Source organism: Caballeronia sp. DA-9 (assembly GCF_051615025.1).
In the GTDB taxonomy this organism is placed as follows: Bacteria; Pseudomonadota; Gammaproteobacteria; order Burkholderiales; family Burkholderiaceae; genus Caballeronia; species Caballeronia sordidicola.
The window spans coordinates 690,629-713,521 of sequence record NZ_CP195132.1 but is presented as its reverse complement, the minus strand read 5'-3'; the positions used below and the strand labels follow the sequence as shown (position 1 = coordinate 713,521).

General features: G+C 60.4%; 24 protein-coding genes. 16 read left to right on the top strand and 8 right to left on the bottom strand.

Annotated elements, in window-relative coordinates; all coding sequences use genetic code 11:
- Positions 1–143: 143 nt before the first annotated feature.
- The 12 genes from phnG to ACRWA7_RS09380 all read left to right on the top strand — a co-directional run bounded on the left by phnG (position 144) and on the right by ACRWA7_RS09380 (position 10,414).
- Positions 144–635: a phosphonate C-P lyase system protein PhnG gene (gene phnG / locus ACRWA7_RS09435; RefSeq protein ID WP_438392437.1), complete on the top strand. Its 492-nt coding sequence runs from the start codon at positions 144–146 to the stop codon at positions 633–635.
- On the top strand, positions 635–1,291 hold the full coding sequence (phnH, locus tag ACRWA7_RS09430; RefSeq protein WP_438392436.1) for a phosphonate C-P lyase system protein PhnH: 657 nt from the start codon (positions 635–637) through the stop codon (positions 1,289–1,291). The genes phnG and phnH overlap by 1 nt, the downstream gene beginning before the upstream one ends.
- Positions 1,291–2,394: a carbon-phosphorus lyase complex subunit PhnI gene (locus ACRWA7_RS09425; protein ID WP_438392435.1), complete on the top strand. Its 1,104-nt coding sequence runs from the start codon at positions 1,291–1,293 to the stop codon at positions 2,392–2,394. The genes phnH and ACRWA7_RS09425 overlap by 1 nt, the downstream gene beginning before the upstream one ends.
- On the top strand, positions 2,391–3,266 hold the full coding sequence (locus ACRWA7_RS09420) for an alpha-D-ribose 1-methylphosphonate 5-phosphate C-P-lyase PhnJ (protein ID WP_438392434.1): 876 nt from the start codon (positions 2,391–2,393) through the stop codon (positions 3,264–3,266). The genes ACRWA7_RS09425 and ACRWA7_RS09420 overlap by 4 nt, the downstream gene beginning before the upstream one ends.
- An 8-nt stretch (positions 3,267–3,274) precedes the next feature.
- A complete protein-coding gene (phnK, locus tag ACRWA7_RS09415) occupies positions 3,275–4,051 on the top strand; it encodes a phosphonate C-P lyase system protein PhnK (protein WP_438392732.1) in 777 nt (258 codons plus the stop codon).
- 9 nt (positions 4,052–4,060) lie between these two features.
- On the top strand, positions 4,061–4,852 hold the full coding sequence (phnL, locus tag ACRWA7_RS09410; RefSeq protein WP_438392433.1) for a phosphonate C-P lyase system protein PhnL: 792 nt from the start codon (positions 4,061–4,063) through the stop codon (positions 4,850–4,852).
- Positions 4,846–5,979, top strand: coding sequence for an alpha-D-ribose 1-methylphosphonate 5-triphosphate diphosphatase (locus ACRWA7_RS09405; protein WP_438392432.1), 1,134 nt, complete (start codon positions 4,846–4,848; stop codon positions 5,977–5,979). Before phnL ends, ACRWA7_RS09405 begins: the two co-directional genes overlap by 7 nt.
- Positions 5,980–6,136: 157 nt before the next feature.
- Entirely contained in the window at positions 6,137–7,138 is a 1,002-nt protein-coding gene (locus ACRWA7_RS09400; protein ID WP_438392431.1) for an aldo/keto reductase, read from the top strand.
- 261 nt (positions 7,139–7,399) lie between these two features.
- On the top strand, positions 7,400–8,785 hold the full coding sequence (locus tag ACRWA7_RS09395; RefSeq protein ID WP_438392430.1) for a sigma 54-interacting transcriptional regulator: 1,386 nt from the start codon (positions 7,400–7,402) through the stop codon (positions 8,783–8,785).
- Between the two features lie 99 nt (positions 8,786–8,884).
- A complete protein-coding gene (locus tag ACRWA7_RS09390; protein WP_157766721.1) occupies positions 8,885–9,091 on the top strand; it encodes a hypothetical protein in 207 nt (68 codons plus the stop codon).
- A gap of 26 nt (positions 9,092–9,117) precedes the next feature.
- Positions 9,118–9,345 (top strand): hypothetical protein, encoded by a 228-nt coding sequence (locus ACRWA7_RS09385; RefSeq protein WP_060858675.1) that lies wholly within the window; start codon positions 9,118–9,120, stop codon positions 9,343–9,345.
- Positions 9,346–9,469: 124 nt separating this feature from the next.
- Entirely contained in the window at positions 9,470–10,414 is a 945-nt protein-coding gene (locus tag ACRWA7_RS09380) for a histone deacetylase family protein (RefSeq protein WP_438392429.1), read from the top strand.
- A gap of 4 nt (positions 10,415–10,418) precedes the next feature.
- Here ACRWA7_RS09380 and ACRWA7_RS09375 read toward each other — a convergent pair whose 3' ends face one another.
- From ACRWA7_RS09375 to ACRWA7_RS09360, 4 genes are all read right to left on the bottom strand, one after another.
- Positions 10,419–10,934: an SLATT domain-containing protein gene (locus ACRWA7_RS09375; protein WP_438392428.1), complete on the bottom strand. Its 516-nt coding sequence runs from the start codon at positions 10,932–10,934 to the stop codon at positions 10,419–10,421.
- Positions 10,935–11,159: 225 nt separating this feature from the next.
- On the bottom strand, positions 11,160–12,053 hold the full coding sequence (locus ACRWA7_RS09370) for a PilZ domain-containing protein (protein WP_438392427.1): 894 nt from the start codon (positions 12,051–12,053) through the stop codon (positions 11,160–11,162).
- Between the two features lie 223 nt (positions 12,054–12,276).
- Positions 12,277–12,906, bottom strand: coding sequence for a VC0807 family protein (locus ACRWA7_RS09365; protein ID WP_438392426.1), 630 nt, complete (start codon positions 12,904–12,906; stop codon positions 12,277–12,279).
- Between the two features lie 232 nt (positions 12,907–13,138).
- Positions 13,139–14,047 (bottom strand): LysR family transcriptional regulator, encoded by a 909-nt coding sequence (locus tag ACRWA7_RS09360; protein ID WP_438392425.1) that lies wholly within the window; start codon positions 14,045–14,047, stop codon positions 13,139–13,141.
- Positions 14,048–14,263: 216 nt separating this feature from the next.
- Here ACRWA7_RS09360 and ACRWA7_RS09355 point away from each other — a divergent pair, with 216 nt between their 5' ends.
- From ACRWA7_RS09355 to leuD, 3 genes are read left to right on the top strand one after another with little or no spacing between them, the layout of a single operon-like run.
- Positions 14,264–15,655 carry an MFS transporter gene (locus tag ACRWA7_RS09355; RefSeq protein ID WP_438392424.1) on the top strand — a complete coding sequence of 464 codons (1,392 nt, stop codon included), beginning with the start codon at positions 14,264–14,266 and terminating at the stop codon, positions 15,653–15,655.
- Positions 15,656–15,664: 9 nt separating this feature from the next.
- Positions 15,665–17,095 (top strand): 3-isopropylmalate dehydratase large subunit, encoded by a 1,431-nt coding sequence (gene leuC / locus ACRWA7_RS09350; RefSeq protein WP_438392423.1) that lies wholly within the window; start codon positions 15,665–15,667, stop codon positions 17,093–17,095.
- Complete coding sequence (gene leuD, locus ACRWA7_RS09345) at positions 17,092–17,724, top strand: 3-isopropylmalate dehydratase small subunit (protein WP_438392422.1); 633 nt, start codon at positions 17,092–17,094, stop codon at positions 17,722–17,724. Before leuC ends, leuD begins: the two co-directional genes overlap by 4 nt.
- Before the next feature lie 27 nt (positions 17,725–17,751).
- On the opposite strand, the gene ACRWA7_RS09340 is transcribed toward leuD, so the two are convergent.
- Together ACRWA7_RS09340 and ACRWA7_RS09335 are read right to left on the bottom strand one after the other, a co-directional pair.
- Complete coding sequence (locus ACRWA7_RS09340; protein WP_438392421.1) at positions 17,752–18,408, bottom strand: SagB/ThcOx family dehydrogenase; 657 nt, start codon at positions 18,406–18,408, stop codon at positions 17,752–17,754.
- A gap of 102 nt (positions 18,409–18,510) precedes the next feature.
- Positions 18,511–19,533, bottom strand: a complete 1,023-nt coding sequence (locus ACRWA7_RS09335; protein ID WP_438392420.1) for an Acg family FMN-binding oxidoreductase — start codon at positions 19,531–19,533, stop codon at positions 18,511–18,513.
- Between the two features lie 131 nt (positions 19,534–19,664).
- Here ACRWA7_RS09335 and ACRWA7_RS09330 point away from each other — a divergent pair, with 131 nt between their 5' ends.
- On the top strand, positions 19,665–20,654 hold the full coding sequence (locus tag ACRWA7_RS09330) for a zinc-dependent alcohol dehydrogenase family protein (RefSeq protein ID WP_438392419.1): 990 nt from the start codon (positions 19,665–19,667) through the stop codon (positions 20,652–20,654).
- A gap of 264 nt (positions 20,655–20,918) precedes the next feature.
- Here the strand turns inward: ACRWA7_RS09330 and ACRWA7_RS09325 are convergent, their stop codons facing one another.
- Together ACRWA7_RS09325 and ACRWA7_RS09320 are read right to left on the bottom strand one after the other, a co-directional pair.
- Positions 20,919–21,671 carry a hypothetical protein gene (locus ACRWA7_RS09325; RefSeq protein ID WP_438392418.1) on the bottom strand — a complete coding sequence of 251 codons (753 nt, stop codon included), beginning with the start codon at positions 21,669–21,671 and terminating at the stop codon, positions 20,919–20,921.
- On the bottom strand, positions 21,672–22,535 hold the full coding sequence (locus tag ACRWA7_RS09320) for a hypothetical protein (protein WP_438392417.1): 864 nt from the start codon (positions 22,533–22,535) through the stop codon (positions 21,672–21,674).
- Positions 22,536–22,893 lie beyond the last annotated feature (358 nt).

The window sequence follows — 22,893 nt, the reverse complement described above, 5'->3', positions numbered from 1 at the left end:
TGTAGTGCGCCGCCGATGATGGAAATGTGAAAGCGCGGCAAACGGCATCAATTTGTGTCTGTACCTGTAAACGTCTAGACGACCAGATGACTATTCTAGTAGGGTATGGGTTTTACGGCAGCATTCAAATCACGAGGTTGACGATGAACATATATGCGCGGCCGTCCGACCTGGCGCAACCGGCCACCCGGCGCGAATGGCTGGCGGTCCTGGCGCGCTCGCCGCACGCCAGCATGAAGCAAGCAATGGACGCCGCGCTCGGGGCGGACAGCGCGCCCGAATTCGACTGGCTGCGCGCGCCGGATATCGGCCTTGCGATGGTGCGCGGGCGCGTCGGCGGTACGGGCGACGCGTTCAATCTCGGCGAGGTGACCGTGACGCGTGCAACGCTGCGGATTCGCTCGGGCGTTGGACGCGCGGTTGTCGGCATGGCGGTTCACATGGGACGCGACAAGGAGCGCGCCACACTGGCCGCGCTTGCGGACGCGCTGCTGCAAATTCCGGCGTTCGAAGCGCGCATGCAGCAACAAGTGATCGCGCCGCTGGCGGCGCGCATCGACGAAAACCGCCTGCACAATCGGGCGCGTGCAGCGGCCACGAAAGTTGAATTCTTCACGATGGTGAGAGGTGACTGATGCAACGCAATAACTCATTGGCGGGCGCGCGGGACACGAGTGCGGGCGGCATCGACCTGTCCACGCTTACCCCCGGTTTCACCGATACCATCCATGACTCCCAGGGCGTATTTCGCTCGCTGCTGGATGCATTGTCCCGCCCAGGCAAGATCGTATCGATGGACGCCGTGGTGCCGGATCTGGCGAACAGGCAGGAGGCGCACGTACCGCTCGCCGCCTACGCGGCATTGCTTGCGCTCGCCGATTACTCCACGCCCGTGCTGCTGCAGCACGAACATCGCTCATTGAGCGACGCGCTGCGCTTTCATACCGGCGCGCCCGTGACGAGCGATTGTTCCGAAGCCGTGTTCGCTTATCTCGACAACGCGCATTCAATGCCCTCGCTCGCCGCATTTTCGCTGGGTGAGCCCGAGACGCCGGAGACCGCCGCCATGTTGTTCATCTGCGTGGACTCGCTGACGAGCGGTGCGCCCACGACCTGGAGCGGTCCCGGCATTCGCGAGTCGGAAAGAGTCTGCGTGGCCGGCGTGCCGGCTTCGTTCTGGCACGAGCGCGCGGAGCTTGCGGGCGACTTCCCGTGTGGCGTCGATTGTTACTTCGTGCACGGTGGTTCGGTAATCGGCTTGCCCCGGACAACGCGCGTGGAGGTGGCCTGATGTACGTCGCAGTGAAAGGTGGCGAACGCGCGATCGAGCGTTCCTGGGACCTGCTTGCAGAGAAGCGCCGCGGCGATGAAACCCTCGCCGAACTCAGCGTCAGCCAGATTCGCGAGCAGCTCAGGCTTGCCGTTGCGCGCGTGATGACGGAAGGCTCGGTCTACGACGAAGAACTCGCCGCGCTCGCGATCAAGCAGGCGGCGGGCGATCTGGTCGAAGCGATTTTCCTGCTGCGGGCCTACCGGACCACGTTGCCGCGATTCGGCTACACGCTTCCCATCGATACGGAAGAGATGTGCGTCGAGCGGCGGATCTCGGCGGCATTCAAGGACATTCCGGGTGGCCAGATGCTCGGCGGCACCTACGACTACACGCAGCGCCTGCTTGACTTCAAGCTGCTGGCGGAAGGCGCCGCATCGGGTTCCAGCAAGAAAATTGCCGCAGCCGCGCCCGTGCAGGACGCCATGCCGCGCGTGCTCGCCATGCTCGACAAGGAAGGTCTGATCGAGCAGGAGAGGGCGCACGCGGACGCTTCCGAACCCGGCGATATCACGCGCGAACCGCTGGCGTTTCCCGTCGATCGTCCGGTTCGCCTGCAGAATCTTGCGCGCGCCGACGAAGGTTTCCTGCTTGCAATGGGCTACGCGACACAGCGCGGTTATGCGCACACGCATCCATTCGCGGGCGAGATCCGCAACGGCACGGTCGCCGTGGAAATGGATATCGAGGAACTGGGATTTTCGATCGAGATTGGCGACATGGAAGTCACCGAGTGCCAGATGATCAACCAGTTCGCCGGCAGCGGCGACGTGCCGCCGACGTTTACGCAAGGTTATGGGCTCGCGTTCGGACACTCCGAGCGCAAGGCGATGGCAATGGCGCTGGTCGACCGTTCACTGCGCGCGCCCGAGTTAGGCGAGACGGTTGCTTCGCCGACGCAGGATGCCGAGTTCGTGCTGTATCACAGCGACAACGTGGAAGCATCGGGCTTCGTGCAACACCTGAAATTGCCTCACTACGTAGACTTCCAGTCGGAGCTCGAGTTGCTGCGCCGGCTGCGCGCGGGCCTTGAAAAAGAACAGCAGCAGGAGAACGCAGCATGAACGCGCGTATGCAGGAAAGTGCCATTGCGGAAGGCTACAACTTCGCTTACCTGGACGAACAGACCAAGCGCATGATCCGTCGTGCATTGCTCAAGGCCGTCGCCATCCCGGGGCATCAGGTTCCGTTCGCGTCGCGCGAAATGCCCTTGCCCTACGGTTGGGGAACAGGCGGATTGCAGGTGACCTCTGCGATCATCGGGCGTAGCGACACGCTGAAGGTGATCGACCAGGGTTCCGACGAAACGACCAACGCGGTCAACATCCGGCGTTTTTTCGCGCGCACGGCGGGTATTGCAACGACCACGCGGACGGTGGACGCATCGATCATCCAGACGCGTCACCGCATTCCCGAAACGCCGCTGACGGACCAGCAGATCATCGTGTATCAGGTGCCCATGCCCGAGCCGCTCTACAGGCTCGAACCGCGCGTGACCGAGTGCCGCAAGCTTCACGCGCTGGCCGATTATGGCCTGATCAACGTGAAGTACTACGAGGATATCGTGCAGCACGGCAGCATTGCGACAACCTACGATTACCCGGTGCTGGTGAACGACCGCTATCTGACGTCGCCTTCGCCGATTCCGAAATTCGACAACCCGAAGATGCACATGAACCCCGCGCTGCAGCTTTTCGGTGCGGGCCGCGAACGGCGCATCTACGCCATTCCGCCCTATACGAAGGTCAAGAGCCTTGATTTCGAGGATCATCCGTTCAGCATCCAGCACTGGGAACACGCGTGCGCGCTGTGTGGATCGCGCGAAAGTTTCCTGGACGAAATGATCGTCGACGACGAAGGCCGCCGCATGTTCGTCTGCTCGGACAGCGACTATTGTCAGGAACGCCGCGCTGAAAACGAACAGGAGGATGCGTGAGTATTTCGATTCCTGCAGTGCCTTTGCTCAGCGCGCGCGGACTCACCAAGCGATACAACGGGCGCGGCGGCTGCGCCGGCGTGGACATCGATATCTATCCGGGCGAAGTGTTATGCATCGTCGGTGAATCGGGTTCGGGAAAATCGACCTTGCTGAACGCGCTTGCGTTGCGCACGCCCGCGAACGAAGGCACGTTGACGTATCGCACGGCGGAGCACGAGCTTCTGGACCTGTTCACGCTGCCCATGCCCCGTCGCCGCAAGCTCGCTCGTACCGACTGGGGTTTTGTGCATCAGAATGCGCGCGATGGCTTGCGTCATGGTGTCTCGGCGGGAGCGAACATAGGCGAGCCATTGATGGCGAATGGCGCGCGTCATTACGGCAAGCTTCGCGAAACGGCTTCGGACTGGATGAGCCAGGTTGAACTGGATGCCGCGCGTATCGATGAACTGCCTGCCGCATTTTCAGGCGGCATGCAGCAGCGGCTGCAAATCGCGCGCAATTTGGTCACCAGACCGCGCCTCGTTTTCATGGATGAACCGACCGCCGGGCTGGATGTATCGGTGCAGGCGCGCCTGCTTGACCTGCTTCGAACGCTGACAGGCAAGCTTCATCTTGCCGCGCTGATCGTAACGCACGATATTGGCGTGGCGCGCCTGCTCGCGCACCGCCTGATGGTGATGAAGGACGGGCGCGTGGTGGAAAGCGGGCTGACCGATCAGGTGCTCGACGACCCTCAACATCCTTATACGCAGACGCTGGTTGCGTCCGTGCTGCCAGCCTGAGAGCCTAGAATGAACGCCAATAGCTTCAAGGAACTTGCCGACGACGTCGCCTTCGCCGAACGCCGCGCGCTGATGCTGCGTGCGCGCGGCGTCGAAAAAACGTTCACGCTGCATCAGCAGGGCGGCGTGAGCATTGCAGCGCTGGGCGGCGTGTCGCTCGATGTGGAACGCGGCGAATGCGTGGTGTTGTCGGGACCTTCGGGTGTCGGCAAGAGCACCTTGCTGCGCTGCATGTACGGCAACTATCTGCTGACGCGCGGCACGGTCGCCATTCGCGACGACAGCCGCGCCGCCGGCTATCTGTCGCTCACCGGCGCCGAGCCGCACGACGTGATCCGCCTGCGCCGCACGACCATGGGCTACGTCAGCCAGTTCCTGCGCGCGATCCCGCGGGTGTCATCGATAGATCTCGTCAGCGAGCCGCTCGTATCTCGCGGCATGGATGAAGACGAAGCGCGCGAGCGGGCCGGCGTCCTGCTCGAACGCCTGAACGTGGCACGCCGTTTATGGACGCTCGCGCCGGCCACGTTCTCGGGCGGCGAACAGCAACGCATCAACATTGCTCGTGGCCTGATTGCGGAGCAGCCGCTTTTGCTGCTCGACGAACCCACCGCATCGCTCGACGCCGAGAACCGGCAAGTGGTCGCCGATCTCATCGTTCAAGCGCGCGAGCGCGGCGCGGCGATCGTAGGCATTTTCCACGACGAGGACACGCGTGAACGCGTCGCGACTCGTCTGATCCAACTCAACGCGCCCGCCGCACAGGCGGCAACGACTACGGAAACCTTGCAGACATGCTGATCAAGAACGCGCGAATCGTCACTCGCGACGAAGAGTTCACAGGCGTCGTGCGCATTGCCGATGGACGCATTGCCGAAGTCGCGCCGGGTACGACTTCGGCCAGCGGCGCGCAAGACTGGGAAGGCGACTATCTCTTGCCGGGGCTGGTTGAACTGCATACGGACAACATCGAAAAACATATCGCGCCGCGTCCCGGCGTGCTGTGGAATTCCGACGCCGCCATTGTCGTGCACGACGCACAGGTGGCGAGCGCAGGCATCACGACCGTCTTCGATGCGCTCGGCATTGGCTCGCGAGGCGGCGTGGGCGTGCGCGGCAAGGAGCTGCAGACCAACAACGCGCGCTCTATTGAACGGCTGGCGGCGCAGGGCCTGTTGCGCGTCGATCACTTCCTGCATCTGCGCTGCGAAATCGCGGCCGCCGATGTGCTCGAAGTGTTCGACAACCTCGTTTCGCATCCTCTGCTGCGGCTCGTTTCGGTGATGGACCATACGCCGGGACAGCGCCAGTGGCATGACCCCGTGCAATGGCGCAAGTATCAGGAGCGCCACGGCAAGTGGACCGACGAGCACGCGAGCACCATGCTCGCCGAACTCACGAGCGACCAGCAGCGTTATTCGCGGCTGCATCGGACGGAAATTGTTGCGCGCTGCAAGTCGCGTGGCCTGCCGCTCGCGAGCCACGACGACACGTCGATAGAACACGTACTCGAAGCGGCGGAAGACGGCATCGTGCTCGCTGAATTCCCGACTACGCTCGTGGCCGCGCAAGCAGCGCGCGAGCGCGGAATTTCCACCATCATGGGCGCGCCGAACATCGTGCGCGGCGGATCGCACTCGGGCAATGTCTCCGCGCTGGACATGGCGAAGGCGGGCTTGCTCGACATCCTGTCGTCGGACTACGTGCCGTCGAGCTTGCTCACCGCGGTCTTCGATCTCGTCGACAAAGCCGGCTGGACCCTCCCGCAAGCCATGCGCACGGTGTCGTCGGCGCCGGCCAACGCGGCGGGCCTGACGGATCGCGGCGCCATAGCGGTTGGCCTCAGGGCCGACTTCGTACGGGTGGCGATGGCCGATCGTTTGCCGATACCGCGCGCGACCTTCCTGGCTGGAAATCGCGTCGCATAGTCAGCAGGACGAATCCGCGAACCATCCGCGCAAGGCAATTCTTGACTCATGCTCAAGAGTCTTCTGCCGTTCGCGGGGTTTTTGAAAGAGAGCGGAGCGGGGAAACTGGCGACCTTCGAACCGATGCATCCATGCATCGACTACAAGGAGCCGCATCATGCGCATCACCATTCCAAACCGTATTGGCTTTGGCACAGCGCCGCTTGGCAACATGTTCCGCGAGATTCCAGAGCAGGAAGCGCTGGATACGGTCGAGGCTGCATGGCAGTCGGGCATTCGCTACTTCGACGGCGCGCCGCTCTACGGCGCAGGTCTCGCCGAGATTCGCCTGGGCGAGGCGCTGAAGGCTCATCCGCGCGACGAATATGTGCTTGGAACCAAGGTCGGCCGCCTGATCCTCGATGAAATCGAGGCGCCCAACGCGCGCGATCTCGGCGAGAAGGGCGGTTTGTTCGAGCATGGGCTGCCGAACAAGATCGTCTATGACTACAGCGAGGACGGCACGCTGCGTTCCATCGACGACAGCTTGCGGCGTCTCAAGACCGATTGCCTTGACTATGTGTGGATTCACGATCCCGCGCAGGACTTTCACGGCGAGCAATGGCTATCTGTCTTCAATACCGCCATGAAAGGCGCGGCCAGGGCGCTCACACGCCTGCGCGAGGAGGGCGTCATCAAGGCCTGGGGCCTGGGCGTGAATCGTGTGGAACCCTGCGAACTCGCGATGGAACAGGCCGACCCCGACGGTTTCCTGATCGCTGGCCGTTACACCCTGCTGGACCATGAAGCGGCGTTGTCGAAGCTGATGCCGGCATGCGAGGCGCGCGGTTTGGGTATTGTGGTTGGCGGTCCGTATAACTCAGGCTTGCTTGCGGGCGGCGATCACTTCGAATATCAAAAGGCGCCGGCCGCGATGATTGAACGCGTGCAGCATATCAAGCGGATTTGCGAGCGCTTCAATGTCGATATCAAGGCGGTGGCGCTGCAATTTTCGCTCGCGCATCCGGCGGTTGCGGGAATCATTCCGGGCGCGAGCCGTCCCGGGCGCATCAGCGAAAACATTGCGCTGGCCGCAGCGCCCGTTCCAGCCGATCTGTGGGCATTGCTCAAACAGGACGGATTAATCGCGGCAAATGCGCCAGTGCCTGTGGCGCGGTAAGTGTCACGCATTACGCTCAATGGCTTCGGAAAAGCTTGCGTCTGCTGCTTTTCCGGGGCCAAATCGTGCTCTGGTTTACGCACTTTTTTCCTCTTCTTCCGTGCAATGCCGACAACAGCGGCAATACGTGCGGCAACTTCCTTTATCAGCTTCCATAAATTGATCTAAAGAATCAAAACCGGTTTAACGTTTGCCACGGATGTTCGGACCGTCTCTCGAAGTGCATACTGCTTCATACAAATAAAGCAATGAGAGAAAACCATGCACGGGGAAAAACGAGCACTTTATTACGTCGGCCGAACGCTGAGTGCGCCTTTGCAGGCGCGTCTGCAGGAGCGTTCGTGGAAAGTCGCGGTGCTTGAACCCGGCACCGTGCCGAAAGTCGCGCCCAGGCAGCCATCGGCTGGCATTCTGGACTTTTCCTCGCTCGAGTTTCCTGCCGACCTTCGATATCTACATGAGGTGCTGGCGAATGCGCTGACGGGCTGGGTGGCTGTGGGCCATCGCGAAAACCTGGAAGATGCAACCGTGCGCGGCCTGATTCGCGACTATTGCTTCGACTACATCACGCTGCCGGCGTCGGACGAGCGCGTGGTCGACGCGGTCGGACACGCATACGGCATGGCCGCGTTGCAAGTGAGCGTATCAAACGATGCCCGCAAGGACGCGCGCGACGGGCATCCGGAAGGCGAGATGGTCGGCTCCTGCGACGCCATGCTCAGCCTGTTCCGCGCTATCCGCAAGGTCGCCATGACCGACGCTCCGGTCTTCATCTCGGGCGAGTCCGGAACGGGCAAGGAACTGACTGCGCTCGCCATTCACGAGCGTTCTGTACGGCGCGACCAGCCGTTTGTAGCGATCAATTGCGGCGCGATTCCCGCGCATCTCCTGCAATCGGAACTGTTCGGTTACGAGCGCGGTGCCTTTACCGGTGCGAACCAGCGCAAGATCGGCCGCGTGGAAGCGGCCAATGGCGGCACGCTGTTCCTCGATGAAATCGGCGACTTGCCGCTCGAAAGCCAGGCGAGCCTGCTGCGTTTCCTGCAGGAGCGCAAGGTCGAGCGGCTGGGCGGACACGGCTCCACGCCTGTGGATGTACGCATTATCTCGGCCACGCACGTGGACATGCAGACGGCCATGATGGAAGGGCGGTTTCGTGCCGACCTGTATCACCGTTTGTGCGTGCTGCAACTCGATGAACCGCCGCTGCGGGCGCGGGGCAAGGACATCGAATTGCTGGCGAAACACATGCTGGATCGTTTCAGGAAGGAAGCGGGCAGAAGGCTGCGTGGTTTTGCGCCCGATGCTATCGCTGCTATTCACAACTATGGCTGGCCGGGCAACGTGCGCGAGCTGATCAACCGCATCCGTCGCGCCATTGTGATGTCGGAAGGGCAGCAGATCAGCGCAGGCGATCTGGAACTCGCCGAATATGTGGAAGTCGCGCCGGTGTCGCTTGCACAAGCGCGTGAGTCTGCGGAGCGCCAGGCGATTGAACTTGCATTGCTGCGCCATCGGGGCCGTCTTGGCGACGCCGCGCAGGAACTGGGCATTTCGCGCGTCACGCTGTATCGCCTGCTCACGGCGCACGGATTGCGCGCGGATGTCAGCGCGATGCCGAGTTCGGACTCGCGGCCCGCTGCGTGAGGTACCGTTCCAGACGCGCAGGCGGGGCCAGACCCGAACCAGAACGCGTTTCGCCACATGGATGAACCGTATATATTCGTGACTGGCTTGCAATCGGTCATGTCTCAACTCGTCCGGATACGGGCTGATCTCGTCAAAGGCTCGGGCCGCGTTGTCGACGTCTCCACGGAGGGTTACCGTTGTGACTCCGTGGAAGGAATGGACCGGCTGTTGAGCGATGTCCGTGCAAGACGTATCGATGAAATCAGGGTTTCGGAGCCGCAGTGGGGCGCCCGGCGGCTCGTGATCAACTATTTCGGCGAATAGGCCCGGCCGCTTTTGCGGAGAAATCGATGAGACGAAAATCCGGCGGTGTGGTGATCGTGCCCATACTGATTGGCCTGACGGTCGCCGCGCTCGTCTGGGTCGCCAGTTACCGGGGCGGTGGGCCAAAACTGGCCGATACCGCCGGGGCGTCAAGCGCCGTTGCGTCGACTCCGCTTGCTGCAAGCGCTTTAAGCGACACATCGGTGCCCGGAATAAAACCCGCGGAAACGATGCAGGCCAACGCGAAGGAATGACGCGCGGGCGCATGCATAAGCCATGACCTATGATCCTCTAAACAATCTCTGATTATCGTGACGGCCGGCGTGGCCTTAAGCTTGCCTGTTTAATTGCAGCGATCCGTGAGGCGTACGACTTGCAATGAACAACACGATCATCATTTCCCATCCCGCCTGTCTTGAACATCGTCCCGGCCCGCATCATCCGGAGTCTCCGGAACGATTGAAAACCGTATTGCATGCACTGCGCTCGCCCGAGTTTGCAGCGCTTGAGTGGCTTGATGCGCCACTCGGCACGGTGGAACACGTGCAACTGATCCACGATCCGGCATTTGTCGATGAAATCGCGGAGATGGCGCCGAGCCACGGCTACGTACCGCTGGATGGCGGCGACACAATCATGTCGCCGGGATCATGGGAAGCCGTCATGCGCTGCGTCGGCGCGGCGTGCGCCGGTGTCGATGCCGTGATGAACGGGCATGCCCGCAATGCGTTCTGCGCGACACGTCCGTGCGGCCACCACGCCGAACCATCGAGGGCGATGGGCTTCTGCATTTTCAACCAGGCCGCCATCGCCGCAGCGTACGCGCTGGACACGTATCAACTCCAACGCGTTGCGGTCGTCGATTTCGACGTTCATCATGGCAACGGCACACAGGCCGCATTTTTCAACCGCCCCGAACTGTTCTATGCGTCGAGCCACCAGTCGCCCTTGTACCCCGGTACGGGCGCGGCGTCGGAAACAGGCGTGGATCACAACATTGTCAATGTCCCGCTGCCGCGCGGCTGCGATTCCGGGCTTTTCCGGGCGCGCATCGAATCCGGGATGCTGCCCGCAATAAGCGATTTCGATCCTCAGCTCATCATTATTTCGGCGGGCTTCGACGCGCATCGGCTTGATCCGCTTGCGGGCCTGAATCTCGAGGACAGCGATTTTCAGTGGATCACCACTGAACTCGTGCGCATTGCCGATACCGCGTGCGAAGGCCGCATCGTCTCGATCCTGGAAGGCGGTTATAGCCTCGAAGCGCTGGCCGCGGGCACGACCGTGCACGTGCGCGCGCTGATGAACAGTGCGGCCGGCTGACCGTTCACCTCGAGCTTCCGCGATCGTCTTCCGACAAGTCACGCTGGGTCTTCATGAACACGGCCGTGGGTACGTTCGGGACCTCTTGCGCCAAGCGGTCGAGCTCTTCCCTGATCTCGATGAAGTCGTGAGCCGCACGTGTGTCCGGTGCTCGCGCGTAGATTGCCTCCAGCCTTCGCCTGATGGCGCCATAACGCGCGCCTGCCGCACGATGCTGCTCGGCCCGTTCCGCATAACGCAGGAAGGTCTGGAGCGACGCCATTACCGACGCAAGCACGCTGACCAGTCCGATCACGATTCTTACCCAGGGCGAGACGCCCGTGGCGATCATCGAGAGGAAGGCGGTAGTTCCGATCAGCGACGTGATCGCGATGACCGACACACCGAGCCCGCGGCTGCGTTTTCCCAAAAGGTTGGCCATGTCGTAGTGGCTCATCTGCGACTCGCGGGCGCGCCTGATCCACTTCAACAAGAGAGAGTCGGTGTCGATGGCCGGTTCGTAATCGCCCAGTGTTGTCATGGTGTTCGGCTTCCTTGGTGGTTTGCGAGCAGGACACGGCATTATCCGCGATGACGTCAGACGGTCGCGAAACACACGTTCTCTTCAATGAGACTTCCTGCTCATTCGCCACTCCCAAGGACTCTCGAAACGGCTGCTCACCGTGCATGACGTGTCTCATCCGTCGACGTGGGAAACCACCAGGATTTGACGGCTGCAAGATTGGCGGGCAGCCTTCGTTCAGCGTTACTGGGATGCGCCAGTTGCGAGTTCGAATATATGGCGCTGCACCACGCTCCGCACGTCGTCAGTAAGCGCTCCGAACTCTGCGCCGACCTTCATGCCACCCTTCAGCGGCGCAACGTTGCGCGCAATGCAGTTCAGCATGAGTGCATGATTGCGCCGATCCACCTTCAGGCGTAGCGCGAGCTTGAAATGCTCGCCGCGTTCAAGCGTGGTATCGGGAAGAAAGAAGCCGATGCCATTTGCACCGATGTTCAGGACTTCGGCATCGAATCCAGTCGCGACAACGTCGTTCCGGATCAGGCGCGCCGACATGTGCGTCTGTAGCCGCAGGTGTTGCCGGATCGTGCGCTTCCTGACCTCGGCCGGATAATCGAGGCTGATTACGCCGGGAAACAATGCGTCGCGTCCGGCCACCCGGGTGTGGAAGGAATAAACCTCTCGCCCGCAAATGACTTTTGCTTCCAGTTCCGCTCCCGGTTGCAGCATTGCGGCGGAATCCGGGGCGATTACAAGAAGAGCGCGGTCCTTTACTGCACCAACATAGTCCGCGCGAAACGACACGTCCGCGTTGCCAGAGGGACTGAGATGGAACACTTCCACGCTGGTGGGCATGACCGGGAAGCAGGTCACGACTGCGGACGCAGGATTCGCCCGGGGTGTGGTATGGCTTGCTGTCGACAGCAATGCCGCATGGCCGGTGCATGACTTGTCCGGATTTGCCCCTCGGGGGTTGTCTTCGCGAAAGGCTCCATTCGTGAGAAGCCGCTCGAGTTGCGTCTCCGAGCGCAGAAGATGACCTTCGCTGAGTAACAGCTTGCCGGCCGCCGAATAGACTCGAAAGCCCGTGGGTTTGTCGAGAGCAAGCTCATGCGCCGCAATTTTTACAAGTGCCATATCGCCTCAAGATCATGCCTCAAGATCGCCTCCGCCCGACTAAACAATCTGCCGTCGGGAGGCGCGGACCCGGTGTAGCGACAATTTAAGCGGCGCCCGTGAGTCGTTCGGTGCGGCAACACTCATTTGTCAGATCAAAGCGCGGATAGCGAATGTAAGCACGCCGACGGTCGCGCCCGTCATTCGGATAACAAGGCACACCAAACAAGCACGCCCGACAAGCTCACGTTGCGCCTGAAGCTGCGGCCTGTCGTTTTATGCAGTAGCGTCTGTACAGGATGGTCCAGGCGGATAAGCCGGTGTATGCGGCAACGCCGATCCAGGAGGAAAGGAACTTGGGATCGTCGATAGCAAGTCGATAGATCACCCAGAGCCGGGCGGCGTTCTCCGTTACAAGCCCTGCGCCCCACACGGCGGTCATGAGACGTATCGAACGTACGAGCGCTGGGCGCGTGCGCCACATTTGCTCAAATTCGACTTCCCGGCCTTGCCGTTCTCTCGCGAGAGTCGAACGCGCAAGATAAAAGACCAGCGGCCGGCGCAACGCAAGCGAGCCAAGAAACAGCATGCCTATCGCGCCGCTGACCACGGGCGCACGGGCGACACGAAGCCACTGCGTGGGATCGAAGATCACAGCGAGCACGGACAGTGCAAGCCCTGCAAGCGCGAGTGCGCTGAGTGCATCGAAGTGCCGGAGATATGCGAAGTCGGCGCACATCCAAGCGAGCAGCGGCAGCATCGAAATCAACAGGGCCTCGCTGAGACCTGTGTAGTGGAGCGCGACCCTGTATGCCGCAGCGGGCAGGGCCACGTTCACGACGAACGCAAGCAGGTAGCGACAAGAGGGGATCATAGGGCGGTTCCAGTGCGGATTCAGGAAGCCGATTCCAGGCTTGACCATACGTTCGTATGGTTTCCTCATCAAAAAGCCACCAGGCAACAGACAGTTCGATTCAAGGCGGATCGACGCGCGGCAAGCCGCCAGCGATGGGATTTTGCATCGGAAACATGTGCCGCGCTATTGTGAACTGCGAGTGTCATGATTACGGCCCGCGCGTGCGCATGCAGGATCGGCCTGGGGTCGATCAGCTTTGCAGAAGTCGCTTCGGCGTGTTCGATTGCGTCAGTTGCTCGACCATCATGCGGGCAGGCGCGGGCATGTTTTCAAGTTCGCGGCACACTATATTCAAGTGCCGGTCGGACCACGGTTCAGCCAGGGGAACGCTCACAAGGCGTGACCTTTCGTGTGCCGGTATGCCCACTTCCGGCAAGATGCCGATTCCCAGGCCGGCGGCGACCATGTTGCGCACCGCCTCGAAATTCGTCACCTGGATACGCAGCTTAAGCCGCCTGTTGGCTGCTTCGGCCGCGCGGGTGCAAAGCGTATGGATCGACGCGCCTTCTTGCATCCCCACGTAGTCGTGATCGAGCGTTTCCTCGAAACCAATCGATTCGCGCGATGCGTAAGGATGACCAACCGGCACCACAAGGAACAGCCGATCCACCCTGTATGGCAAACAGGTGAGCCTCAGCGAAGGGTCCGGCATAGCGCATATACCGAAATCGACTACTCCGTTTTCGACCATTCGCACCACGACGTCGCTGGGCTTTTCGACCAGCTCGATCTTGAGCTCCGGATGTTCGCTCGTGAAGCGGCGCAAGTCGTCTGGCAGGTAATGCACCATGGCCGTGTACGTGACCGACAGCCGTACGTGCCCGCGAATACCGCCGGAATATTCGCTCAACAGCGTATCGATTTGCCTGAATTGCTCAAAAATCTGCCTGGCGTGACCGTAAAGCGCATCGCCTGCGGGCGTGGGCAGCACACCCCGGCTATGGCGGTAGAAAAGCGCCGAACCGGCATCTTTTTCGAGGTCCGAGATCCGTTTGCTCGCGGCGGAGGCGACCAGATGGAGCGCCCGCGAGGCCGTGGCAATGCTTCCTTCTTCCACGACAGCCATAAAAACCCGAAGGGACTCTATATCGATGCGCATGAGGGGCTTGAAGATGGAGTGGCGCCACCCATCGCCAATGACGATGGCTAGTTTCGCGAGAAAACAATGGTTGACGCGAGCTCTCAATACTATGATCTAGCCTCGCCAAAACACCTTGTACTCCGCCGACGTCCCACGTGGCGTGAGGCGCGCAGCCTTCGGAACGGCGAACGAACGCCTGGGCGGAGCTCCAGATAATAATATCGAGATAGCGTCATGAACGACATAGTAAACGAATCCCATTCTCCGTCCGTGCCGTCATACAAGTGGTACGCGCGCTTGACCAAAAAACACTGGCTTACGCTAAATGGCGCATTTCTTGGGTGGATCTTCGACGGATATGAAGCGCTTGCGCTGATCATGGTTTTACCGGCGTTGATGCATTCGGTGCTGACGGCCGGGCAGATGACTTCATTGCCGCTATACGCCGGACTGGTGATCGGCATCACGCTGCTCGGATGGGGAATCGGCGGTCTGATCGGCGGGGTACTTGCCGACTATGTCGGGCGCAAACCGATGATGATGTGGTCCGTCTTGTTGTACGCGCTGTTGACAGGGTGCACGGCGTTCTCGGGCAACCTGATTTACCTGTGCGTCTTGCGCTTCCTGACCGGCCTGGCAATGGGCAGCGAATGGAGCACGGGTATTGCGCTCATTGCAGAGACGTGGCCCCGCGAAGCGAGAGCCAAGGGTGCTGGATTTCTTCAATCGGGATTTGGCTGGGGAACGCTCATTGCCGCCGTGATCTGGTATGCCTTGTCGAGCTTCGATCCATTTGGCGCGGATAACTGGCGCGTGATGTTTGTCGTCGGCGCGCTGCCCGCGTTCTTCGTGCTGTATATCCGGCGCGGCGTCGATGAATCGGAGCAATGGCAGCAGGCGGTGCGCAACAAGCAGTGGAGCGCGACCGGCTCCAGCGACGAGAGCAACCTCTCGGCCAAGCGTCCCTTTACGCTGAAACAGGTTTTCAGCGAGCGCGAGTCCGTTCGCCGCATTGTGCTTACGACCATACTCTCGATCGTCACAATCGTGGGCTGGTGGGCTGTTTCAAGCTGGCTGCCTGCCCGCACAGCGGAATTGGCGGCACAGGAACATGTCGTCAATGCAGCTCACTGGATCTCGTCGGTATCGATTGTCTATACGGTGGGCGCCATTCTCGCCTATATGCTTTCCGGCTTCATTATCGATGGCGTGGGCCGTCGCTGGTTTCTCTTTCTGGCCTTCGCGGGTTCGCTGGCGACCACCATTCTGGCCTATGGCTGGATCAGTACCGTGGAAGGCATGTTGGCCGTCGCGGCAATCAACGGGTTCTTTACGCTCGGTTGTACGTTCGCGTGGCTTGCCATTTACCCGGCAGAATTATTCAATGCGTCCGTGCGGTCGACCGCGACCAGCTTTGTCTTCAACTCCGCCCGCCTGATTGCCTGGATTTTCCCGATTCTTTCCGGCTCGATGATCAAATCCTTTGGCGGTGTCTCGCACGCTGCACTGGTGTTCGGTTCCGTGTACGTCATCGGCATGATCCTTCCCTGGTTTCTTCCGGAAACAAGGGACATTGGCTTGCCTGAAGACCTCGATTCCCATGGCGCGCACGCCGCGCGCAATTAGGAGCCTCGAATGGGCAGTACGCTCTACGACAAGATATTCGACGCGCATGTTGTCCGAAGCCTGCCAGATGGCACCGTCTTGCTCTATGTCGATCGCCATCTCGTGAACGAGGTCACAAGTCCGCAAGCGTTCGAGTCGATGCGCATGGAAGGCCGGGCGATCTGGCGTCCGCTTGCGAACCTCGCTGTCGCCGACCACAACGTGCCCACGACGGACCGCACGAGGGGCATCGAAGATTCAACTTCCCGCACGCAGGTCATCGCGCTGGAAGACAACGCCGCGGCGAACGGTATTCGACACTTCGGCATGAACCATCCGCGACAAGGCATTCTTCACGTGGTTGCGCCGGAGATTGGAAGCACCCTGCCAGGCATGACGATTGTCTGCGGCGACTCTCATACCAGCACGCACGGTGCATTCGGCACCTTGGCATTTGGCGTTGGAACGTCCGAGATCGAGCATGTCCTCATTACGCAGACGCTTGTGACGAGGCGCAGCAAACGCATGCGTATCACGGTCGATGGCGTGTTGCCCGTTGGCTGCACTGCAAAAGACGTTGCGCTCGCCATCATCGGCCGCATTGGCACGGACGGCGCGACGGGTCATGCAATCGAGTTCGCGGGTCCCGTGGTTCGCGGCTTGTCCATGGAGGGGCGAATGACCCTGTGCAACATGTCGATCGAGGCCGGCGCGAGAGCGGGCCTCATAGCGGTGGATGCAACCACGCTGGCTTATTGCGCAACGCGCGTCCAGGCACCGAAGGGTGAGGACTGGGAGCGTGCAAAGAGCGAATGGGCGCATCTATATTCGGATCACGACGCCGTATTCGACTCGGAAGTCCATATCGACGTAACAGCGCTCTCGCCCCAGGTAACTTGGGGAACCTCTCCCGAGATGGTCACCGATGTGACGGGCTGTATCCCGGATCCCGCATCGACCGGAGATCACCCAAAACGCGCGTCCTATGCCAACGCGCTTCGCTACATGGGACTGGAAGCAGGAACGCCGATGACTTCAATCGAACTGGACAAGATATTCATCGGTTCGTGCACCAATGGACGCATTGAAGACTTGCGTGCCGCGGCAGAGGTGCTGGCTAGCGTCGGCGGGCGGATTGCCCCCAATATCAGGCTTGCGCTTGCGGTGCCGGGATCGACATCGGTTAAACGTCAGGCTGAGGCCGAAGGGCTACACGAGATTTTTCTGGCTGCCGGATTCGAGTGGCGCGAAGCCGGCTGTTCAATGTGCCTGGCGATGAATGCAGATCGCCTTGGCCGAGGCGAGCGTGTTGCATCCACGTCGAACCGCAATTTCGAGGGCAGGCAGGGCGCTGGCGGCCGGTCACATCTCGTGAGTCCGCCTATGGCGGCCGCAGCTGCACTGAAAGGGCGCTTCGCCGATGTCCGTGCATTATTGCAAGAACGCAGATCGCATAAATGACGCCCTTTACCAAACATACCGGCGTGGTGGTCCCGCTGGACCGGGATAACATCGACACCGACGCGATCATTCCAAAGCAGTACATGAAGTCGATTGCCCGAACCGGTTTTGGGCCCTATGTATTTGACGAGTGGCGTTTCCTGGACGAAGGGTATTACGGAAAACCCTTGTCCGGGCGCACGCCGAATCCGGATTGTCCAATCAATTTTCCGCGCTTCGCCAATGCGTCGATCCTGCTGACGGGGAAGAACTTTGGATGCGGCAGTTCCCGTGAGCACGCGCCTTGGGCGCTGTATCAATTCGGGATTCGCGTAGTGATAGCGGCAAGTTTCGCCGATATCTTCTTCAACAACTGCTGCAGGAACGGCATCTTGCCAGTCGTCCTGGAAGAGGCGCAAATCAGGACGCTGCGGCAAGCGGTGGAAGACATAGTGGGCTTTCGTTTGGGCGTCGACTTGACCAGGTGCGAAGTGAACGCGCCGAACGGCGAGCGCTTTCAATTCAACGTGCCCGAAGTGCTGCGCACGAATCTTCTTCAGGGCGTTGATGAAGTCGGCGCGACGTTATCGTTCGTGGATGAAATCAGGGCATTCGAACAGGCTAGGCTGGCTGATCGTCCGTGGTTGTGATGCAACTCAGGCGCAGTTCGGCCCGGTTCAGGCGTCTGGATGAGCGGGATAGCCTACGGTTTGCGCAAGCACAGGCAGACGCTCGCGCGACAGGCGCATATGCTCGGCGAGAACGCTCCGGTTGAACCAGCCACGCGCGGCCACCGAAAGTCCGGCCGACGCGCAGAAGAGGTACACGTTTTGCACGATCGCGCCGGCGCACGCCGCTGCAAAGATGTCCCGTTGAGACGCTGGAATTTCGCGCATGCGTGAGACATCGGCAACGTACACGAGATCAAGCGGTGCCTCGCCTGCAAAGTCTTGATAGCCCGTGAGTCCGCGCAGGTCCTGCGCCGCGACCAGCTCAAGCGCGTGCGCCCTGGGCTCATACCGGTAGAGGCCGCGCGCTAGAACAGCATAGATATCGATTTCGTGCACGCCCAGAGCCGACGGCGCCGTGCGGCCGCCCTCGTCCGGGCGATTGATGCCATTGGCCGCCCAAAGCAGATCGCCAAGCAACACATCGGGCAATTCCGCCGATGCAAACTCGCGCCTTGTGCGGCGCAACGCGAAAGCTTCCATGAGCGGCCGGCCACCGCTTCGGCCCGGCGCGGGCAACGCGATCCTGGGCAACGCATCGCCACTCACGGGTCGGGGCCTGACGCCCTTGAGCAGCGTGTTGCCGAGCGTGAATAGGGGTTTCATCGACGTCTCGTTGAATGCAGCGCCTTCGCGCCGATACACCATGCTGCGCTTTCGGATTGCAGCACCGTTGACTTGCATCAAACGCGGCGCGCACCGCGAAGATCAGGAGACCACATCGGAGAGCGCACGGCGCGGCGAGTGCCCGGCACGTGGCCCGCGGCCCATGCGCAAGAGCAGTTGCGGATAGGCGCTCATGCCCGTGACCTGGGCCAGCGCGTTACGCAGCGATTCCACCTCGATGGGCTGATTCAGATAAGAGGCTGTCAGCCCGAGTTGCACGCCCGTCAGCAACACCCGCTCAAGCGCCTGTCCGGCGACGAGCCACGCTTCGCGGTCATCCGTCGCGGTGCCGATGCATAAGAGGACCGGTGACCCGTACGCCAGCGATTTGTGCGCGGCGGCAAGCCCTTCGCCAAGATCGAAGGTGCGAATAATCGATGCTGTCAGCGGGACGGCGAAATCGAGCAGTTTGTTCACGTCGGGAGCGTAGGCTGGCATGCCGTCCGCCGCGCGGCGCGAATGAATCCAGCTGGCCAGTTCGCGCCGGAAACGCGGATCGCGAAACTGGATGCCATCTGCTTCAGCGACAAGGTTTCCGATCTGTTCACGGCGGTGCAGTTCGTCCATGCAGACTGCTTCCGCGCCTTCCGCGTCGGCCGCCAGTAGCAGGCGCTCCTGATCCTCCGGTGCGATGGCCTCGGCGCGGAACGCCTCGCGTGTGGTTACGCGCTTCCGGATGGCGTCAAAAAGCGATGCCGCGTGGGTATCGCGGGCGCCGTCAGGCAGCACACGCACGATTGCCAGCACGTCAGGGTCGGCGACGGCAGGAAAAAGCGTGATCGCGTAACCGAGCGCGAAATGGCTGAGCGCCACGCGCAGGTTGAAAAGCGCTGCGCCGCAACTGATGACGAGTTCGCGGTCGAATGGGTCGACCACCGGGAGCGCCCGGGTACGATCGGCGCACAGGATGATCGTCTTGCCATCGGCGATAAAACGCCACGGTTGCGCGTTGTGGCTGGAAGGCGCCAGAACCGCATAGTTCAGGGCAAAGCGCGCCCGGGCCTCCGCGGGAGCGTCTGGCGCCAGGCGGTTTTCGTCGATGTCCCAAACTGAAGGCGTCGGCATTTTGTATCACCATAGTCGGATGGAGCGTGCTTTGATCGTGTCAGTCTTGAGCGGAAAAGCATTGACGCAAATCAACCGCGAGCGGGCTTCATCGTGTCCAATGAATGTGGAAACCGACGTGAGGAGGCGACATGCGCGCGATGGTATTTGACGGAAACTCTCCGACGCTGCAAGCGCAGGATGTGCCCGATCCGGAGCCGGGACCGGGGCAACTGCTTATCGATGTCCATGTGTGCGGCGTATGCCGAACCGACCTTCATCTGGTCGACAGCGAGTTGCCGGAGCCGAAACGGCCGGTGATTCCGGGCCATGAGATTGTGGGCAGAGTGTCGGCGCTCGGTGCGGGCGTGTTCGGTTTCGCGCTCGGTGATCGGGTAGGCGTGCCGTGGCTCGGCCGGACCTGCGGAGCGTGTCCGTTTTGCCGTTCGGGGCGCGAGAATCTTTGCGATCAGCCCGGTTTTACCGGTTACACGCTCGATGGCGGATACGCCGAGCGCGTGGTGGCCGACAGCCGGTATTGCCTGCATGTGCCCGAGTGCTACACGGATGCCGAAGCGGCGCCGCTCATGTGCGCCGGGTTGATCGGTTATCGCACGTTGGCAATGGCGGCCGATGCAAGGCGTATCGGCATTTATGGATTTGGCGCGGCGGCGCATCTGGTGACGCAGGTCGCACGGCATCAAGCGCGCGAGGTGTACGCATTTACCCGTGAAGGCGACACCGAGGCCCAGGCGCTCGCGTTGCGCGTGGGGGCGTGCTGGGCTGGCAGCAGTGCGGACCTGCCGCCGGAACCGCTGGACGCGGCGCTGTTGTTCGCGCCGGTCGGCGCGCTGGTTCCGCAGGCGTTGCAGGCGGTGACGAAAGGCGGCACGGTGGTGTGCGGCGGCATTCATATGAGCGATATTCCATCGTTTCCCTATGCGCTTCTTTGGGGCGAGCGACGGGTGGTATCGGTGGCGAATCTGACACGCAAGGACGGCCGTGATTTCATGCGCATTGCAGGGGAATCGAAGCTTGACGTGGCGACGACACCCTACGAGCTTGCCGATGCGAATCGTGCACTCGGCGATCTGCGCGATGCAAGGGTGCACGGAGCCGCGGTGCTGCGGGTGCGGGGTTGATGGGGTGGGCGCTTGCTTACTGGCGGCGATGGGAAGTGCGTTGACGGTTTCCGGTGACTCGATGAGACCAGTCCACGCGGACGAATCTTTCAGCGTCCAAAATGAGTCGGCATTATTTGACCGTAGTTGATCCAACTGGTCACCTGGTCCAGCGCGACCTCAATGGCCGCTTTCGACCCTGAGCGGACTTTTACTGTTCGTATAGCGCGACGGCAGTTACTAACACTGAAACGGCCATTCGGCAACAGGGTTTAACTGCGGCAATCATGTAAGCGTATTTTCCAGATGTGTGGGAAGCCAGCCGACGACGCACATGCCTGAAGTATCGTCCCAAGTGAAATAAATTCGGGCGTTAAATCTGGGATCTCTGCCGCCGCCTTTGGTTAGGTGCAGCTCGGTTGTCAACCAACGGCCATTAAAGAGAACTCGATACTGATCTTTCGTCAGCGTTGTTTCCCCGCCGGCTCCTTCGCACTGCCATCCGATCTCTTGCAGCTTGGCGATCGCAGTATCCCTTGATTCAGCCGTGCCGTGGAGATGCATATCACGGTGCTCATCAGCCAGATATAGCAAAGCTTTATATATTGCGCTTGGATCATGATAAAGGCTTTGCTGGGCTTCTCGAAGAGCGCGGGTTGCGATAAAGAGACGTTGATTAATCGCCGAGTCCTCGTACCAGTCACGCACCCCTTCCAGATCCGTGGGAACGACGGATGTCTCTTTTTCAACCTTTTTTTCGGAGAATTGCCGACCTGAGACATTCAATTTATACAAGAGGCGACGCTTGTCATCGGTTAATTCATCTAGTTGCTCCTCTAATTTCTCAATTTCTGCAACCCAGTTTCGATTTTCTGCTCTTTCTGTATCCAGCTGTATTTTCAGCGTGTCGAGCTCCTTCTCGTAATATGCAACCATGGCTACTGATTGCTCGGCTGCCGACGCGCTCTCCAGATGCGCTTTAAGGTCTTGACGCATCAATATCTGCCGTGCCGTTTGATAAAACGCATGGCGATCCACCTACGCTCGCGAATTTACCGAAGACCGAAAAACCCACCGAGCTACCCAGTCCTCAGGCGAAAGGGTTTGGCCATCAATGCTGCGACCGTGCAGAAGCAAGGGGGCGAATGTCTCAGAACCTGTGTTTGGCAAGTAGACTCGGACGGCACCTTGAAAGACATGCAGTTGTGGTCCTAACAATCTAGCCCACTCGAATGTCGCAGAATTATCCAAACCGACTATGATCGCTACGCCTCCAAGCCTCTTTGAGAGGCGGTTCAATAACTGCTGCCATACGCCGTCATCATCTAACCTTTCCGATACAACCACCAGAGGGAGTACACGGTCCTTGGTCGACACAAAATCTGCAAGCAAACGAACATCTGACTCGTTAGCGGCAACCTTTCCGTTCCAATTGCACAGGAGACCCCCTTGCGAAGCACCTCGTTCAGCAAGTTGCCTCAACAGCTTCGGGACAGCAGGAATAATCGAATCCACATCGCGACCAAAGGCGGCTAATCGCAATCCGAAGATAGTCTTAGAGTTCGTCTCTGCAATCTCGAATTCCGTCACCCAAAATCTTGAAGGCTCGCGTTGATCTGGGTGTTGTATCTTCGCCGAAAATAATTTTTTTATTTCTGATGCAGGATTGTCGATGGTCACCCAAGAAAAGGTATGACCGGGTGGCTCGTATTCATTTCTTGAGGAAGTTGCAAAGCGTCCGGGGATAGTGATGCCAAACGATCTACGATAGACATGACCTATCCATCGATAAGCGATGTCGAGCACACTTTGAAAGTCTTCTCTGGGAAAGTCGACGCTTGATCGCAGAAGTGCGCGCCATTCCTGTTGGTTAACGCTAACCAAGCTATATGCTTGTTGCATATTCCGCCCCCGGGGTCTGACATGTTTCAGATCTGGTGGGCTATATCGTAAATGAATGCGTCGCCTTCCGAAAGAACGGATTGGTTCTGCCGCACTACATCCTTCTGTGCAGTGGCATTGTGTGCTTAGGCAAGCGGACGTTCGAAGGCTCGGCTAACGGCGTTCGCTAGAGTCCGCAAGTGGCCGGGTGCTGTTGGATGCAATCGCATATTCGCGCTTTGCTCATCGACGGTGGTGGTCGGCAGCACGCGGCACGTCACTGACGCTTGAGCCGTGGCTATTCCAAGGACGGGTATCAAAGCTGAACGGTCATTCTGGGCCGTCACTCGAGGACAAGGCATCGGCCAAAGCGGCATTT

Bases quoted from the DNA above. Each gene is read 5' to 3' on its own strand.
- ACRWA7_RS09335 (WP_438392420.1), bottom strand. From the start codon at position 19,533: ATGCCGACGCCTTCAGTTTGGGACATCGACGAAAACCGCCTGGCGCCA.
- ACRWA7_RS09425 (WP_438392435.1), top strand. From the start codon at position 1,291: ATGTACGTCGCAGTGAAAGGTGGCGAACGCGCGATCGAGCGTTCCTGG.
- ACRWA7_RS09375 (WP_438392428.1), bottom strand. From the start codon at position 10,934: ATGACAACACTGGGCGATTACGAACCGGCCATCGACACCGACTCTCTC.
- ACRWA7_RS09395 (WP_438392430.1), top strand. From the start codon at position 7,400: ATGCACGGGGAAAAACGAGCACTTTATTACGTCGGCCGAACGCTGAGT.
- ACRWA7_RS09400 (WP_438392431.1), top strand. From the start codon at position 6,137: ATGCGCATCACCATTCCAAACCGTATTGGCTTTGGCACAGCGCCGCTT.
- ACRWA7_RS09320 (WP_438392417.1), bottom strand. From the start codon at position 22,535: ATGCAACAAGCATATAGCTTGGTTAGCGTTAACCAACAGGAATGGCGC.
- ACRWA7_RS09340 (WP_438392421.1), bottom strand. From the start codon at position 18,408: ATGAAACCCCTATTCACGCTCGGCAACACGCTGCTCAAGGGCGTCAGG.
- ACRWA7_RS09380 (WP_438392429.1), top strand. From the start codon at position 9,470: ATGAACAACACGATCATCATTTCCCATCCCGCCTGTCTTGAACATCGT.
- phnH (WP_438392436.1), top strand. From the start codon at position 635: ATGCAACGCAATAACTCATTGGCGGGCGCGCGGGACACGAGTGCGGGC.
- ACRWA7_RS09330 (WP_438392419.1), top strand. From the start codon at position 19,665: ATGCGCGCGATGGTATTTGACGGAAACTCTCCGACGCTGCAAGCGCAG.
- leuC (WP_438392423.1), top strand. From the start codon at position 15,665: ATGGGCAGTACGCTCTACGACAAGATATTCGACGCGCATGTTGTCCGA.
- ACRWA7_RS09365 (WP_438392426.1), bottom strand. From the start codon at position 12,906: ATGATCCCCTCTTGTCGCTACCTGCTTGCGTTCGTCGTGAACGTGGCC.
- leuD (WP_438392422.1), top strand. From the start codon at position 17,092: ATGACGCCCTTTACCAAACATACCGGCGTGGTGGTCCCGCTGGACCGG.
- ACRWA7_RS09385 (WP_060858675.1), top strand. From the start codon at position 9,118: ATGAGACGAAAATCCGGCGGTGTGGTGATCGTGCCCATACTGATTGGC.
- ACRWA7_RS09405 (WP_438392432.1), top strand. From the start codon at position 4,846: ATGCTGATCAAGAACGCGCGAATCGTCACTCGCGACGAAGAGTTCACA.
- phnG (WP_438392437.1), top strand. From the start codon at position 144: ATGAACATATATGCGCGGCCGTCCGACCTGGCGCAACCGGCCACCCGG.
- ACRWA7_RS09355 (WP_438392424.1), top strand. From the start codon at position 14,264: ATGAACGACATAGTAAACGAATCCCATTCTCCGTCCGTGCCGTCATAC.
- phnL (WP_438392433.1), top strand. From the start codon at position 4,061: ATGAACGCCAATAGCTTCAAGGAACTTGCCGACGACGTCGCCTTCGCC.
- ACRWA7_RS09360 (WP_438392425.1), bottom strand. From the start codon at position 14,047: ATGCGCATCGATATAGAGTCCCTTCGGGTTTTTATGGCTGTCGTGGAA.
- ACRWA7_RS09420 (WP_438392434.1), top strand. From the start codon at position 2,391: ATGAACGCGCGTATGCAGGAAAGTGCCATTGCGGAAGGCTACAACTTC.
- ACRWA7_RS09390 (WP_157766721.1), top strand. From the start codon at position 8,885: ATGTCTCAACTCGTCCGGATACGGGCTGATCTCGTCAAAGGCTCGGGC.
- ACRWA7_RS09370 (WP_438392427.1), bottom strand. From the start codon at position 12,053: ATGGCACTTGTAAAAATTGCGGCGCATGAGCTTGCTCTCGACAAACCC.